15 protein-coding genes and 2 pseudogenes are annotated in these 14,814 nt (G+C 64.3%); 12 read left to right on the top strand and 5 right to left on the bottom strand.

Going from position 1 to position 14,814, the window contains the following annotated elements; genetic code table 11:
* Positions 1–10 precede the first annotated feature (10 nt).
* The 5 genes and pseudogenes from BM199_RS24715 to BM199_RS34675 all read left to right on the top strand — a co-directional run.
* Complete coding sequence (locus tag BM199_RS24715; protein WP_091676042.1) at positions 11–1,171, top strand: iron-containing alcohol dehydrogenase; 1,161 nt, start codon at positions 11–13, stop codon at positions 1,169–1,171.
* Positions 1,172–1,213: 42 nt separating this feature from the next.
* A complete protein-coding gene (locus tag BM199_RS24710; protein WP_091676039.1) occupies positions 1,214–2,287 on the top strand; it encodes an Ldh family oxidoreductase in 1,074 nt (357 codons plus the stop codon).
* Between the two features lies 1 nt (position 2,288).
* Positions 2,289–2,978, top strand: a complete 690-nt coding sequence (locus BM199_RS24705; protein ID WP_091676036.1) for an RraA family protein — start codon at positions 2,289–2,291, stop codon at positions 2,976–2,978.
* The gene (locus BM199_RS24700) at positions 2,975–3,946 is read left to right on the top strand and encodes a 2-hydroxyacid dehydrogenase (RefSeq protein ID WP_091676033.1); all 972 of its coding nucleotides are present in this window, start codon (positions 2,975–2,977) and stop codon (positions 3,944–3,946) included. Before BM199_RS24705 ends, BM199_RS24700 begins: the two co-directional genes overlap by 4 nt.
* A 306-nt stretch (positions 3,947–4,252) precedes the next feature.
* Positions 4,253–4,736 (top strand): annotated as a pseudogene (locus BM199_RS34675) (helix-turn-helix domain-containing protein); the annotation flags it as partial.
* On the opposite strand, the pseudogene BM199_RS34670 reads toward BM199_RS34675, so the two are convergent.
* Positions 4,737–5,181, bottom strand: a pseudogene (locus tag BM199_RS34670) (transposase); the annotation flags it as partial. It lies immediately after the preceding pseudogene.
* A gap of 142 nt (positions 5,182–5,323) precedes the next feature.
* On the opposite strand from BM199_RS34670, the gene BM199_RS35255 reads away from it, so the two are divergent.
* Positions 5,324–5,515, top strand: a complete 192-nt coding sequence (locus BM199_RS35255; RefSeq protein ID WP_425425584.1) for a YgaP-like transmembrane domain — start codon at positions 5,324–5,326, stop codon at positions 5,513–5,515.
* A 457-nt stretch (positions 5,516–5,972) separates the two neighbouring features.
* Positions 5,973–6,386: a GtrA family protein gene (locus BM199_RS35250; protein WP_091676026.1), complete on the top strand. Its 414-nt coding sequence runs from the start codon at positions 5,973–5,975 to the stop codon at positions 6,384–6,386.
* A 763-nt stretch (positions 6,387–7,149) separates the two neighbouring features.
* Here BM199_RS35250 and BM199_RS24680 read toward each other — a convergent pair.
* Positions 7,150–7,482 (bottom strand): DUF2243 domain-containing protein, encoded by a 333-nt coding sequence (locus BM199_RS24680; RefSeq protein WP_143101915.1) that lies wholly within the window; start codon positions 7,480–7,482, stop codon positions 7,150–7,152.
* Between the two features lie 116 nt (positions 7,483–7,598).
* Between BM199_RS24680 and BM199_RS24675 the strand changes: the two genes are divergently transcribed.
* Both BM199_RS24675 and BM199_RS24670 read left to right on the top strand, forming a co-directional pair.
* Complete coding sequence (locus tag BM199_RS24675) at positions 7,599–7,991, top strand: hypothetical protein (protein WP_425425583.1); 393 nt, start codon at positions 7,599–7,601, stop codon at positions 7,989–7,991.
* Between the two features lie 426 nt (positions 7,992–8,417).
* Complete coding sequence (locus BM199_RS24670; protein WP_091676021.1) at positions 8,418–8,687, top strand: metal-sensitive transcriptional regulator; 270 nt, start codon at positions 8,418–8,420, stop codon at positions 8,685–8,687.
* Positions 8,688–8,860: 173 nt separating this feature from the next.
* On the opposite strand, the gene BM199_RS24665 is transcribed toward BM199_RS24670, so the two are convergent.
* The 3 genes from BM199_RS24665 to BM199_RS24655 all read right to left on the bottom strand — a co-directional run bounded on the left by BM199_RS24665 (position 8,861) and on the right by BM199_RS24655 (position 10,818).
* Positions 8,861–9,334 carry a GNAT family N-acetyltransferase gene (locus BM199_RS24665; protein ID WP_091676018.1) on the bottom strand — a complete coding sequence of 158 codons (474 nt, stop codon included), beginning with the start codon at positions 9,332–9,334 and terminating at the stop codon, positions 8,861–8,863.
* A gap of 39 nt (positions 9,335–9,373) precedes the next feature.
* Complete coding sequence (locus BM199_RS24660; RefSeq protein ID WP_091676016.1) at positions 9,374–10,027, bottom strand: ArsR/SmtB family transcription factor; 654 nt, start codon at positions 10,025–10,027, stop codon at positions 9,374–9,376.
* A 137-nt stretch (positions 10,028–10,164) separates the two neighbouring features.
* Positions 10,165–10,818, bottom strand: a complete 654-nt coding sequence (locus tag BM199_RS24655; protein ID WP_091676013.1) for an ArsR/SmtB family transcription factor — start codon at positions 10,816–10,818, stop codon at positions 10,165–10,167.
* 87 nt (positions 10,819–10,905) lie between these two features.
* On the opposite strand from BM199_RS24655, the gene BM199_RS24650 reads away from it, so the two are divergent.
* Genes BM199_RS24650 through BM199_RS34285 form a run of 3 tightly spaced genes read left to right on the top strand, consistent with a single transcriptional unit; the run spans position 10,906 to position 13,900 of the window.
* A complete protein-coding gene (locus BM199_RS24650; protein ID WP_091676010.1) occupies positions 10,906–12,267 on the top strand; it encodes an MBL fold metallo-hydrolase in 1,362 nt (453 codons plus the stop codon).
* Entirely contained in the window at positions 12,264–13,556 is a 1,293-nt protein-coding gene (locus BM199_RS24645; protein WP_091676008.1) for an MFS transporter, read from the top strand. Before BM199_RS24650 ends, BM199_RS24645 begins: the two co-directional genes overlap by 4 nt.
* Positions 13,553–13,900, top strand: coding sequence for a hypothetical protein (locus BM199_RS34285; protein ID WP_091676005.1), 348 nt, complete (start codon positions 13,553–13,555; stop codon positions 13,898–13,900). The genes BM199_RS24645 and BM199_RS34285 overlap by 4 nt, the downstream gene beginning before the upstream one ends.
* The last annotated feature ends 914 nt before the right edge of the window (positions 13,901–14,814 follow it).

Raw genomic sequence — 14,814 nt, 5'->3', positions numbered from 1 at the left:
AGGAATGCACATGAGCCATCACGGCCACTTCATCTTTGAGTTGCCCACCCGAATTGAGTTCGGGTCGGGCTCGCTGGCCAATGTGGCCCAGCGGGTCATCGAGCTCGGAGGAAACCGAGTGCTGATCGTCACCGACGAGGTGCTCGCAGCCATCGGCATCGTCGACCGAGTCACCACCGTCTTAGACGAGGCAAAGATCGAGCATGTCATGTTCACCGACGTCGAACCCGAGCCAGAAGCCGCGGGTGTCCATGCCGGCGCCGACCTGCTCATGAGTTCAGAATGCGACCTGGTGATCGCGATTGGAGGTGGCAGCGTTCTGGACACGGGTAAGTCCATCTCGCTGATGAGCCGCAATCCCGGCCACATTCGAGAGTACGCCGGGCTCGGCGTACCGGCGAGCAGCGGCGTGCCGGTGATCGCCATTCCGACAACCGCAGGAACAGGTAGCGAGGCGGCGATCTGGGCTGTCATTTCCGAGAAGGCCCAGCAGACCAAGTACGGCGTAGGCGGTCCCCACATGACCGCGGACTTGGCGCTGTGCGACCCGGACCTGTCGGTCTCGCTGCCACCGCGGCTGACTGCGGTCGCTGGAATGGACGCATTGGCCCATGCGCTCGAGTCCTACGTCAACAAGGCCACCCAGCCGATCTCGGAGGCCCTGTCCGAAAAGTCGATGGAACTGGTGGCCCGGTCTCTGCGCGAGGCCGTCTGGGGTGCTGACACACTCGCCGCCCGATCGGACATGCTGCTCGCATCTACGATGGCTGCGGCGGCCTTCAACCCAACTAGGCTCGGACTCGCTCATGCACTCGCCATGCCACTTGGAGCCAAGGCGAAGATCCCTCACGGCGACGTGATCTCGATCTTGCTCCCAGAGGTCATGCGGTTCAACGTCGTCGGTAACCCGTCGAAGTTCGCCAAGATCGCCGAGATATTCGGGGAGCGAACCTCGGCAATGTCGCAACGAAGGGCTGCAGACGCCGGAGTTGGTGCAGTTGACCAACTCGTGACGGATATCGCGGCACCCAGGCATCTTGGCGAGTACGGGGTCGCCCCCGAACACCTCCAAGCCCTAGCTGAAGAGGCCATGACCTCCGGCAACATCGCCGTCAACCCACGTGCCGCCACCGCTGCAGACCTCGTCGGCATCATGCGCCGTTGCCTCTAAGCCCGCTTTTCGCAGCCCTTTAGCACCACGAGAAGAGGCAATATGAACGTCACCGTTCATCCCGATGAGCTGCGCCGCTACGGCTCGGCCATCCTATCGGCCGCCGGGCTCCCCGAGCCCGACGCCGACGTCGTCGCCGGGTCGCTCGTCGACGCGAACCTCCGAGGAACCGACTCTCACGGTGTCAGCCGCATCCCCATCTACGTAGAGCGAATACGACGCGGAATCGTGGAGCCACATCCCCAGATCCGCGTGATCAGCGAGTCCGGCGGTGCGCTCATCGTGGACGGCGGGAACGGCATGGGAGCCGTGGTCACGTCCAAGGCCATGGAGATTGCGCTCGATCGGCTGGGAAAACAAAGAAGCATCTCAGTCGCGATCCGCAACAGCAACCACTACGCATCAGGCTCCTACTACGCCAAACCAGCCCTTGCGCGAGGTGCCGCCACCTTCCTCTACTCCAACGCTCCCGCAACGATGTCGCCGTGGGGCGGGAGCCGCCGCTTTCTCGGCACCAACCCCTATACATTCGCCATCCCGGCCGGTCGCTACGGGCCCCTGGTACTCGATATGGCCACCAGTGTCGTGGCCAGAGGCAAGATCATTCAAGCGGCCCAACGTGGTGAATCGATCCCCGCTGGGTGGGCGGTGGACGCGGAAGGCCGTCCTACCACGGACCCGCAGGCCGCGCTTGCAGGTAGCGTCATTCCATTCGGCGGGCCGAAGGGTTATGGGATCGCCATGATGGTGGAAGTCATGGCGGGAGTGCTGACCGGCGCGAACATCGGCCCCGATGTGGGAGACCTGTACGAGAACCTGCAGCAGCCACAAAACGTGGGCGCGTTCCTCCAGGTTCTCGACATCTCTGCCTTCCTCCCCCACGAGCAGTTCGTGGCCCGCGTCGAGGAGTTCATCGAGGCGCTCAAGGCGACGGGCACAGGGAGCAGCGAGGTGCTCTTTCCGGGTGAGCTCGAGGCTCGCAACGTTGAGGCTCGACGCGCCAGGGGAATCACCATCTCGCCCGATGTTGTAGCAGCGCTCGCACAGGTGGCACCGTCCGGACTGCCGACTCCTACTGGCATGGAAAATTCCGATAAATCTGAAGAGGTGTCCTGACATGAACCAGGTGCGGTTGCACACCCCCAGCAAACCTCTCGACCGTGATGTCGCCGACCGGTTCAGCCGGGTGACGGTCTCGTCCATCTCCGACAGCCTTGAACGGATGGCGGGCGCGGTCGGAGTCAATGTTGTCGGGAACTCGTTGTCTGCCTTAAATGGCAGAGCGATGGTCGGCTCCGCTATGACGGTCCGGACCCGCCCCGGCGACAACCTGGTCGTCCACAAAGCACTCGACTTGGCTGATCCGGGCGATGTCCTCGTCATCGACGCACGGGGCGAGCTGGTGAACGCCATCCTCGGCGAGTTGATGGCGGAGTACGCGGCCACCCGAGGCATCGCTGGACTCGTCGTCGACGGTGCGGTACGGGACCGAGAGTCGATCTCGAGCGGTCAGCTTCCCGTCTTCTCAAAGGGCTTCTCACACCTAGGCCCGTACAAGTCCGGCCCGGGGGAGATCCACGGCACGGTGACGATCGGAGGCGTCACCGTTCAAGACGGGGACATTATCGTCGGCGATGCCGATGGGGTCGTAGTCGTTCCCCGTGCGCGTGCTCTCGAGGCATTAAACGCGGCCGAGCGCGTCGTCGAGAGTGAGGCGCACCAACAGCAGGCCATTAGATCCGGTAGCTGGGACCGAAGCTGGATTGACGCAGTAGCGCAGGTGGTTTACATCGGGGAAGAAACATGACCGGGCACGTGTACGTAAGTCGGCGGCTGTCAGCGGCCCCCATGACGGCGCTTGAGTCCCTCGGGGTTCCCATTGTGGTACATCCCGACCCGGACTGGCCACCGTCGCGTGGGGAGCTGCTGGATGCTGTCCGTGGCGCGAGCGCCCTGGTAACGCTTCTGACAGAGCGTGTGGACACCGAACTGCTCAAGGCCACGGGCAATGCTCTGCAAATCGTAGCCAACTGTGCCGTCGGCTACGACAACGTCGACGTCAACGCGGCGAGCTCGCGCGGGGTGGTGGTGACGAACACTCCGGGTGTGCTCGACGAGGCCACAGCGGACTGCGCCTTTGGCCTTATCCTCGCCATGGCTCGTCGTCTCGTAGAGGCGGACCGGTTCATGCGGACGGGGAAGGAATGGATCTGGGCTCCGCAGTCGTTCGTCGGCATCGACGTGAGCGCCGGCGCGACACTGGGTATCGTCGGTCTCGGGCGCATCGGGATGGCGGTCGCCCGCCGCGCGCACGCGTTCAACATGCGCATCCTCGCCACAGGCAGCCGTGCAGACAACCGGGAGGCGGCTGCCTTCGGCGTCCAGGCGGTCGAGATCGGCACGCTGCTCCGCGAGAGCGACATCGTGAGTCTTCACTGTCCGCTGACGTCGGACACTCGGCACCTCATCGGTGCGCCCGAACTGGACATCATGAAGGCGAGCAGCATCCTGGTCAACACCGCTCGCGGGCCGATTGTGGATGAGGAGGCGCTCGTTGAGGCGCTCGAAAGCCGGATTATCGCCGGCGCCGCTCTCGACGTCTACGAGCAGGAGCCGAGGCCACATCCTCGCCTTGTCAAGCTCGAGAACGTCGTTCTCCTTCCGCACATAGCAAGTGCCGGTGAGGCGACGCGAAATGCAATGTGTCAACTCGCCGTCGACAACGTCCGCGCGGTGCTGAACGGGGAGCGGCCGCCGACACCTGTCGCCGGGTGAACACGATCTCCAACTCCTGCGGAGCCCCGTGTCTGCGTCGTAGACGAAAGTCAACCGTCACAGGATGATCGACGCAGTTGCAACGACCACCCTTCTCCTGCCGAACTCCACGCAACTGCCGGTCACCTTCGACCAGATGAGGCCATCCCCCATAAGACTCGGAGGGGATGCCTCCTGCCGGGGTTGCCTAGTTGTTGCGGGTCGAGAGGTTGTTGACGCGGGGTGACCCGGGGTGTGGGGGACGGGCCTTTCGGCGGCAGGATGAGAACTGCGAAGACACTCGTCCGACCGATGGAACGACGCTTTCTGTTCCACCGTAATGCCCCGTTGTCCATCGAAGCTCGTCGCCGTCTCGTCGCACATTGTGAGCACCAACCGATCGCTCACGTCGCGGCGGAAATGGGATTCCGCGGCAGTGCGCGTCGAAGTGGGTGAACCGGTACCGCCAGTTCGGGGAGCTCGGCCTCCTCGACCGTTCGTCGACATCGAGGGCACCGAGATCAGTCGCCGAACGCTAACCCGCCACCTGGGCCACCTTGGGGCTGAACCGGCGCCGGTTCATCGACCCGACCGGCTCCAGCAACCACACACCACGCCGGATCATGGCCCGCCGACCGGGCCATGATGTCATCGTCGATGTCAAGAAAGCCGGCCGTATCCCCGATGGCGGTGGGTGGCGGGTCCACGGCGCGGCAGCGCGACCGCAAACGCCGTGAAGCGCCGCAAAACCGCTGGCGCTCGGGCCGGATACGTCTACCTCCACTCCGCGATCGACGCGTACTCCCATCTGGATCGCGACCGTGAGTGGCAGCTCGCCACGATCGGACAACACGTGAATCTTCGATCCGGGTTTACCCCGATCGACCGGACTCGGCCCGGTCAGAGATCCCCTTTTTTCGCGCGAACGTTAGCTCCGTCCACGATCTCGCGACTCTAGTCGAGCAATCCTTGGCTGCCGAGTTCGTCGAGGAGCTCGCGCCAGAGCCCGGCTTCGATCCACTGAGCGAAGCATCGGTGCGCGGTCTGGAACGGCACCCGAACGAGGGTGGTAGCTTCCGCCATGGAAACCCGCTGGTCAGCACAATACACGATCGCCGTGAACACCTGCAGCGCAATGACGCGGTCCCGCCACCTTACGGGCTCGCCGAGAACGCAGGGATCAACGGCTCCACCAGTTCCCACAACCCATCAGCGGCCGACCGGAGTGACAAACGATCAACAACGATCAAGATCATGACGCATCAGACGCGGACCACCACATAAGACACGCTCTAAGTGCGACGTCCACGCGACAAAGGAGAAGAAAAGTTGTCCGGTTCATTTCGTCCTAACTTTACAGCCCCACTGAATACTCAGGTGAAACCATCCAAGTGACAGTTGGAGCGAGTTCTCTTCGCACTGGCAGGCACCATGAATCTGGTCGGTTTGATTCTTTACATATTCGCGAGTGAATGGTTTTTAATTATTGTAGCACTAGTCGGAATTAACCAAGTCGTATTTGCCACTACCGGGTTTTGTCCGGCCTCTTTAGTCCTTCGTCGCGCTGGCTTAAAAGGCGCTTGCAAATGATGGGTGGACCGTGAATCCTACACTCGCAAGCGGAACCTACCCTGAAAACTGACGACCTACAAGTTGCTCATATATTAGCAGTAGTAACCCGTGGTCCTCAAGAGCCTTCAAGTGAAGGTATTTTCGCCATCGCAGCGAAGCCCAAGATCACACTGAGACTGATGGTAGTACTTGGAAGAACGCGATTCTTTACAATCACGAACAAACTTGGCTGGTGCACTACATTTGACTTGCCCGTTTCTGGCCTCGTTGTACCGCAACGCCATCGCCATGATCGCGCCGAATGGAGCGTGCCGCACAAGATGGTGGCGAAGTGAAATTGATTTTGAGAAAGGCCGCACTGCCCGGGTCAGGGATACGACCTCACGTCGACTTCACGTGACACGGCGATGCTCAAGCCGGAAATCCGATACGCCTCCAGAGGAGGCGCAAATTTAGCGACGGTGGCAGGTGCTGGATGACTCGCGGGGATTTTCTTAGGCAGGCCGGATGGTACCTGTCCATCGGCGCGGTTACGACTCTTGTTCAGGGGCTACTGTTCGTTGTTCTTCGCACACCATGCGATGCGTCCTGTAGCAATTTAGTCGCAACCGGGTTGACCACTGTGGCGAATACTGAATTCCACCGTCTAGTCACGTTCGCTGGAGCACCGAACAGAAAGCTGCGCAGGTATTTACAAACTCTGGTTTCCGCAGTGTTCTACATACTACATGGATCCGTAGCACTCGCCGTATTGGACACCGTGAAAGGTTCCTACGGTATTGTTACCGAAGCGCTGGTGGTCGTCTTGGCCAGTGCACTGGGGGGAACCATACGCTTCATCGTGTTGCGGCAATGGGTATTCCGTTCCAAGCAGGACGGACACACATAGACTCAAGGCATGCGCGCATCTCACGCTTTCCGACCCATTCGTCCATCTTGGATTCAGTGCGAGCGCTTCAGCTGCCCGCTGATGAAGAAAATGAGCTCTGCTGTGGTTGGGCTTGGTCAGTGCACCGCTCGGCCATGCTCGTCCCAAGCCGTCCTGCATGATCAGCGCAAACTGAATGTCAGGCTCCGTCGACGCAGACGCTGACAGCGTGTCGCGGAGTCTCGAACATGTGACGAACGTGTTCACCGGGGGCTCGCCGAACGCAATCGCTCGAAAGCGGCCTCACGACCACCCGCTATCTCCTTGACGCTCGGAGTTCTTCCCACGGAAGGACCCCGAAGGCAGCAACTCGTACAGTTCGAGGGCCCTGCCCCACAGCGAGCCGGGCACCTCGGTGTGGGGCCCGGCTCCCTGCGACCGCAGCGATCAACGGCGGCCGAACACCTTCCACCACTTCCGCTCGGAACCGTCCTGCCCAGGTTGACACTGACACCGCCGCGACACGGGCACGCCGGCGAGCACCTGCTCGACATGGCGCCCACACCCGGTGTAGGTGGCCTTCCCGCAGGTCGAACACACAGCACGCTGACACATCGTTGAACCTCCTATGGCGACTACGTTCCATAATACCCCCCCCCGGGTATCTTTCATTCAAAAACGGGGGGCGTTATCGTCTCTACCCCGGCCACTGTCGCTCGTTATCCCGCCGACGACGTGTGCTCGAAGGAAGGTTCAGAAGCCGCGCGAGGTGCGTGTGGGCGAGTCAGCTGCCAGCGGCCGTGCGGGGGGTGGAGTTGGGTGTGGGTGCGGCCCGGTGGCGAGGTAACGTCGGACAGCGAGGATGGCCGCGAGAGCGATCTCCGTCAAGTCGCCGCCAGTACATCAGCTGCGCGCCCGTGTGCAGGTCGGCCGCACTGCAGGTGGTGCCGCGGCGGGGTGACGTACCCGCATACAACACGAAGCCGGCGACCAGCCCGAGCAATTCGGCGGTATGCCACAGACCGCTCGAGAGCAACCCGATGGGACGCGTGGAGCGGTCGTAGAAGTGATGCCAGGCCAGGATCTGGTGAAAGACGATCTCACCGAGCGCGGCCATCACCGCCACACACCCAACAGTGCACACACCGCCAGAGGCCACCGCGCCGCGGGCACCCCATGATGCAACGCGCACTATGGCAAGGTTTGCTCTCCGGCGCGGCCGGGGTCACAGTCATGACGCCCGGTGAAAAGCTGGAACAAAGCCTGACGAACCGGCCGAACTTCCACGTCCCCGCGCGAGTGCTGCAGCGGTTGATCGGCATGAGAGAACACCCCGGGCGACAGCCACTGCCAGTGAACTGGGCGATGCACTTCGGCCAGGACGTCGCGCTCGGCGTCCTGCGCTCGGTGATGGCCCACGCCGGACTGCGCGGCCCGTGGTCTTCGACGAAGTTCACCGTGATCCTGCTGACCAACGACCAGATCCTGGAAAACGCCACCGGTGCCGTCGCCGACGCCCTCGCCGCGCGCATCGGTCCCGGGCCCGGGCAACGACATGCCGCGATCCTGCCCGGCCGACACTCCGACGTCGGATCACCGCCCCGCGCGGGCACCTGCAGCCGCTAGGCAGAGCGCGATAAGCCAAGGCGCCGCTCTCACTCGGGTTCTACGTCCACCAGTTGCGTTCACCTCGGCTGCCACTGGACGCTTTCGGCCGGTCATCGACGGATCGACCCAACGTGTCTGATCACGAGTTCGGCCTGCTGTCCCTGCCCCGAACTGTTGACCAATAAGTGCAGGTCGCTGGATTCTCGTACGGGTTAGCCCGGTGGCTGCGGTACGCCTGCCTTACAGGCCTCGTTCCGGCGCAGCCTCGGCCGAGCTGATCCCCGCCCACGATCGACAGTACGAATCGCAATCCCGTCCACCAGGCCGCCGCCGGTCGCCTCAGCCCGAGGCTGCACCGACGCCGTCGGGAAGCGGACTCTCCCCACTGCCGATACCGCACGGGGTATACTGGTGCCAGTTCGGGATTACTTAAGGAGGGTTCGTATGACTGGGGACGAAGAAACCATCGCGCAGGTACTCAATCGGCTCCGCCGCGCGCAAGGGCAACTCGCGGGCGTGATTGCCATGATCGAAGCTGGCCGAGGCTGCAAAGACGTCGTCACTCAACTCGCCGCCGTCTCGCGCGCCCTCGACCGTGCCGGATTCAAGATCGTAGCCACAGGCATGCGCCAATGCCTCGCCGGCAACGACGACAACAACCAGGAACCCCTGACCGAAGCCGAACTCGAGAAGCTGTTCCTCGCCCTCGCCTAACCCTGACATGCCTATGTACACGAGCTTCGGAGTAACCCGTTCGGAAGCCGTCAAAGCAGCTCAGCGCGCAGCGGAGCGAACATTTCAACCAGCGCCCTGACCGATCCGGATCAGCTGGCAGTGCTCTGCACGAGAAGGAGTGAAGGACTGATGCCGGTACCGTGTATCCACGGTTAGCAGTGACGACCGCAGTGGCCGTGGTTGTGGCCCTGTCGGCGTGCCGTGGCGAGCGCGGCAACAGCAGCGGTGATACGAGCGATGCCCGCGCCGCCGCCCCAGCCGGAACTGGTGACCTCGACCGAGTCACCGTCGCCGGCCACCGGAAGCTCTCGACACAGTCCCCTGCCCTGTAAAGGATTAAGCGTCCCGAGCTGCGGCGACCCGAATGTCGGTGCACCCACTGGCGGTTCCGAGTTCGAGCACAGCCGGGTCGTCGACGGCGACGGCGACGACCCAGATGCCCGCGCGATGGCGCTGTCGATGACGGCAGTGGTGGACCAGCGGTAGCCGGGTCCGCGGGCGAGGGCGCCGGCGACCAGGACGCGACCGTAGCCACGGCGCCGATGCTCCGGGTCGACGCGGACGTGCTCGATAACCCCCACGCGGGAATCGTGCGGGTTCGCGGATCCATGTGCCTCTGGGGTGATGAACTCGGTGGCCGATCGTGTCGTTTGCCCAGTTCAGAGTCAGCTGGCGATGGGGAGTTCGGCGACGCGCCATTCGAGCATGCCGTCGGTGAGGCGCTGGGCTCTGCGGCCGTGTTGGGTGAGGAGTCGGACTGCGTGGTGTGCGAGGACGCAGTAGGCGCCGCGGCAGTAGGCGACGATGTCCTGGTCTTTGGGGAGGTCGTCGAGTCGGGCGGGGAGTTCGTCGAGGGGGATGCCGAGGGCTCCGGGGATGTGTCCTGCGGCGTATTCCTCGGGTGGGCGTACGTCGATGACCAGGACCTCGCCTGCTTCGGCGCGGCGCAGGAGTTCCTCGCGGGTGACCTGGTCGACGTCGGGGCCGTGGTAGGCGGCGCGCGCGGTTTCCGCTTCGGGTAGTCGCTGGTGGGCGACGGTGCGGATGAGGTGGAAGAGCGCGGTGACGTTGTCGTCGGCGAGCTGGTAGTAGATCTTGGTGCCGGCGCGGCGGGTGCTGACGAGGTTCGCGTGTTTGAGTTTCTGCAGATGTGACGAGGCCAGGCTGATCGACACGTTGGTTGCCGAGGCGAGTGCGTCCACGGAGCGTTCGGCTTGGACGAGCAGATTGAGTAGTTCCAAGCGCTTGCCGCTGGCGAGTGCGTGACCGATGCGAGCGAACTCGTGGAACAGCGCTGTTTTGGCTTCTCGTTCACCCATAGTTCTCCAATCTTCGTTTGAGCGTAGAACAGGTGCGTGTTGCGGGTCCAGTGGTCCCTGACCGGGCTGGCCTGGCGAACTCAGCCCTTGTCACTGCTGGGCTGGGGTCAGGGGGAGCGCACTGAAGGGTGGGGCGATCAGCTGCTGACGGGCAGGCCGGCTAGTCGCCACTCGAGCATTCCGTCGGTCAGGCGGTGGGCGCGTCGGCCGTGCGCGCTGAGCTCGCGCACGGCGTCGTGGGCGAGTACGCAGTAGGTGCCGCGGCAGTAGGCGACGATCTCCTGTTCGGCGGGGAGTTCGGCGAGATGGTCGGCGAGGTCGTCCACCGGGACGGACAGCGCGCCGGGGATATGTCCGGCGGCATACTCCTCGCTGGGGCGCACGTCGAGCACGATGATCTCCTCGGTGTGGACGCGGCGCAGCAGTTCCTCGCGGCTGAGTTCTTCGGTGTCAAGGCCGAGATAGGCGGCACGGGCGGCCTCGACGTCGGGCAGATGTTCGCGGGCGACCGCCCGGGTCAGCGCGTAGAGCTGCGCGACATCGACGCCGGCGAGCCGGTAGTAGATCTTGGTGCCCTCGCGTCGGGTGGTAACCAGGTTGGCCCGCTTGAGGGTCTGCAGGTGCGCCGACGTCGTGGTCAGCTTCAGCCCCGCAGCTCGTGCCAGGGAGTCCACGGTGCGTTCGCCCTGGGCGAGCAGATCCAGCAATTCCAAACGTGTGCCACTGCCCAGAGCCCTGCCCACGCGAGCGAACTGGTCGAACAACACCGTCTTCGATTCATGATCACCCATGGTTCTCCAATCCTCGTTTGAATAGTGTATAACAAGGGTGGTGGGGCAGGTAACCCGGAGGAATGTGTAGTGAGGAGGCATCGTCCGATGACTGGAATTGATCTTGTTCCCCTTGTCGACGAGGGGCTGGGGAACTCCGCCTATCTGGTGGACCTGGGCGACGGGCGGGCCCTGGTGGTGGATGTCAGCCTGGACCTGCGGGGGGCATGGCGGGCTGCGCGGCGGCGTGGCCTGACCGTGGCGTTCGCTGCCGACACGCATCTGCACGCCGATTTCGTCTCCGGGGCCCGGCACCTCGCCGCGACCGAAGGCACCCAGATCTTGGCGTCCGCGGCCGGGCATCGCGAGTTCACGCACACCGGGTTGCGCGACGGGGACGAGGTGGATCTCGGTGGGCTGCGGCTGCGCGCGCTGGCCACCCCGGGCCACACCCACGAACACCTGTCGTTCCTGCTGCTGGACGGGGATGCGCCCGCCGGGGTGTTCACCGGCGGGTCGCTGCTCGTGGGATCCGCCGCGCGCACCGACCTGGTCTCGGCCGAGCAGACCGAGGACCTGGCCCGGCAGCAGTACGCCTCGTTGCAGCGGCTGGCCACGCTGCCCGACGAGGTCGGGGTGTGGCCCACCCACGGCGCGGGCTCGTTCTGCTCTGCGCCACCCGGCACCGAGCGCACCAGCACCATCGGGCGGGAGAAGGCCGGCAACCCGCTGCTGCGCGCGAAGAACGAGGACGGCTTCGTTGCCGATCTCCTGGGGTCGCTGGGCAGCTTCCCGCCCTACTTCCTGCGCCTGATCGAGGTCAACCGCCGCGGCTCGGTGGTGCTCGACACCGATCCCGCCCTGCCGCCGCTGGACGTGGGCGCCGTGCAATCGTTGTTGACCGATGGCGCCCAACTGGTCGACACGCGATCGGTGCCCGAGTTCGCTGCCGGCCACGTCCCCGGCGCGCTGTCCATTCCGTTTCGGCCGGTGTTCGCGTCCTGGCTGGGCTGGCTCGCCCCCCACGACCGGCCGTTGGTCATCGTGCGCGGTGCTGATCAGGATCCGGCGGAGATCGCCTGGCAAGCCACCAAGATCGGCTACACCAACCTTGCCGGCGAACTGACGGGCGGAGTCGACGCCTGGACCGCCGCCGGGCATTCCGCGACCAGTACTCGGCTCGTGCGGGCCGGCCAGCTCGGTCGTGAGCGGATCCTGGATATTCGTCAGACTGCGGAGTTCGCGGCCGGACACCTTCCTGGGGCCACGCATATAGAACTGGGTGAGCTAGCGGAACGCGCCGGGGATCTGTCGCGGGAGCCGACGGTGGTGATGTGCGGGCACGGCGAGCGGGCCATGGGCGCGGCCAGCCTGCTCGAACAGGCTGGTCACCGGGATCTCGCTGTGCTCGACGGCGGGCCGCAGGACTGGGTCACGGTCAGCGGCCGTTCGTTGGAGTCCAGGACGTGACCACGGCGAAACCGCTCCGGCTTGGGTTGCGGGCCAACCTGGCCCAGTTCAGCCTGCTGGTCGCCGTCAACGCGCTCGTCGGTGGCATGGTGGGCCAGGAGCAGACGGTGCTGCCGCTGCTGGCCGAACGGGAATTCCACCTGGTCGGCTACACCTTCCTGCTGACCTACGTGTTCGCCTTCGGCGTGACGAAAGCCGCGACCAACTACTTCGCCGGCACGTGGTCGGATCGGTTCGGCCGCAAACCGGTGCTGATCGCCGGGTGGTTGATCGCGCTACCCGTGCCGCTGATGCTGATCTGGGCACCGAACTGGGGCTGGGTTATCGCGGCCAACGTCCTGCTCGGCGTCAACCAGGGCCTGACCTGGTCCACCACAGTCATCATGAAGATCGACCTCGTCGGGCCACGGCAACGCGGCACGGCCATGGGTTTCAACGAGGCCGCGGGCTACGGCGCGGTTGCCGTCACCGCCGCGCTCGCCGGATATCTCGCCGCCCGCTACGGGTTACGGCCCGCGCCATTCCTTCTCGGGCTCTCCTACGCCGCACTCGGACTCGGTGTGTCCGTGTTCTTCGTGCGCGAGACCCGCGAGCACGCCCGGCTGGAAGCCGCCAGCCACGCCACCTCGACCGTCAGCGGCCGTGCTCATACGCACGCCGAGTTGAGCAACCGGCAGGTGTTCGCCCGGACCAGCGTGAGCGAGCCCGCACTGTCCTCGGCCAGCCAGGCCGGCCTGGTCAACAACCTCAACTTCGGGCTGTCCTGGGGACTGTTTCCGCTCCTGTTCGCCACCACCGGCATGTCGGTGGGTCACGTCGGTGTCCTCGTCGCGCTCTACCCGGCCGTGTGGGGCGCCGGGCAACTCGTCACCGGCGCCCTGTCCGACCGATGGGGCCGCAAACACCTCATCACCGCCGGCATGCTCACCCAGGCCGGCGCGCTCGCCCTCCTCGCGAGCGTGGACACCTTCACCTGGTGGACGATCGCCACCATGCTGCTCGGCGTGGGGACCGCGATGGTCTATCCCACCCTGCTCGCCACGATCGGCGATGTCGCCCACCCCTCCTGGCGCGCCCGCGCGGTGGGCGTCTATCGGCTCTGGCGCGACAGCGGCTACGCCGTCGGTGCGCTCGTCGGTGGCATCGTGGCCGACGTCTGGGGTCTGCGCTCCGCCATCTGGGCCGCCGCCGCCATCAGCGTCGCCTCCGGCCTTGTCGTCGCGTACCGCATGTACGAAACCCATCCCGCAACCGCCAGACAGCAGACCCGCGAGGAGAGCACATCGTGACCACACCCATAGGGTTGCGGGAAGGTCCCGTTTATCTCGGCTACAACGCCACCACACCGGTGGACCCGAGGGGCGCGGAGACCTTCCTGCCCCACCTCACCGAACACTTCGGCAACCCGTCGAGCAGCCACCTGCTGCTACTCGACCACATCGGCAGCCACCACAGTCCGATCCACTTTAGACAGCTATTACAGGAGAAACTGACCGTCCGCAAACTCGGCGACTACCAGACCCGCCGACCGCTGCCACCTGTACAGAGATGCGGGTTCGTCATCCACCACCAGCATCGACTCAAAGCAGGCACCGGAATACCCTCCCTGGTGACCAACGGTCACCCCAGATGAGGTGGCCAGACAATCGAGGGAAGCTCACCCAGTTCATGCCGAGTGATGGACCCCGATGAGCACAGCAGCGCGAACGGAGACATAACCGAGCCCACATCGCTCATTCGCGTAAGCAAAGATGACCTTGAAGTCATAAAAACCGCACGTAGAAGCCTTGCATCCGGATGCCCCGTTCAAGATCACCGCGATCTGACCAACGGGCTTTTAATCCTTGGGCCTAGCCTGGGGAGGCTGTCGCCGACACTGCCGTTTCCGAACGCGGTGAAGGTGCTTCACTGGCCGGGTCGAACCGAGCGGAAGTCGTCCCGTACGTGAACGACGGCCGTCGTATCGGCTGACGCAAAGGTGCGATCGGCCGCGAGCTGCGGAACATAGTCGTCCGTTGTCGCCTCCGTGGACCAGCGACCGAGGGTTCACTCATATCGTGCCCTGCTGAGGACAGACATCAGCAGGGCAACCACCCTCTTTGTAACGTTTTGATATATGCGCGTCTCCAAATGGGCTGATTCTCGGTATTGCCCGGCGAAACCGACAACCGCGCATGCGGACGTTGTACCGCTCACGGAGGCCATCATCATGATCGACCGTTCGGGTCCCGTCACCCCGCACAATCAGAATTCCGGCCACCGGTCCGGTGACGTCGTTCAGGCTGCGCCGGGATCGTCGCCGCCGATCTCTGACTCTGACGCAGGGGTGACGAACTGCGGCAGTATCGCCGCTGGTGGTGATGCTCGGCTGTCGTGCCCGCAGCTTCTCTACACCCCCGACCGAGGCGGGCGAGCTTCTCGCGGTGAAGGAGTCCTGGTTGCGACGTCAAGCGGGGATGCGCGCGATCCCCTGCACACTGGTGGGTAAGCACTTGCGTTTCTCGCGAAACGACCTCGAGGAGATTGCCGCAGCGGGCCACCGCCCCA

It is taken from the genome of Amycolatopsis marina (assembly GCF_900111885.1).
Lineage (GTDB): Bacteria > Actinomycetota > Actinomycetes > Mycobacteriales > Pseudonocardiaceae > Amycolatopsis > Amycolatopsis marina.
The sequence above is the reverse complement of the archived record's forward strand: the minus strand, read 5'-3'. Positions and strand labels throughout refer to the sequence as shown.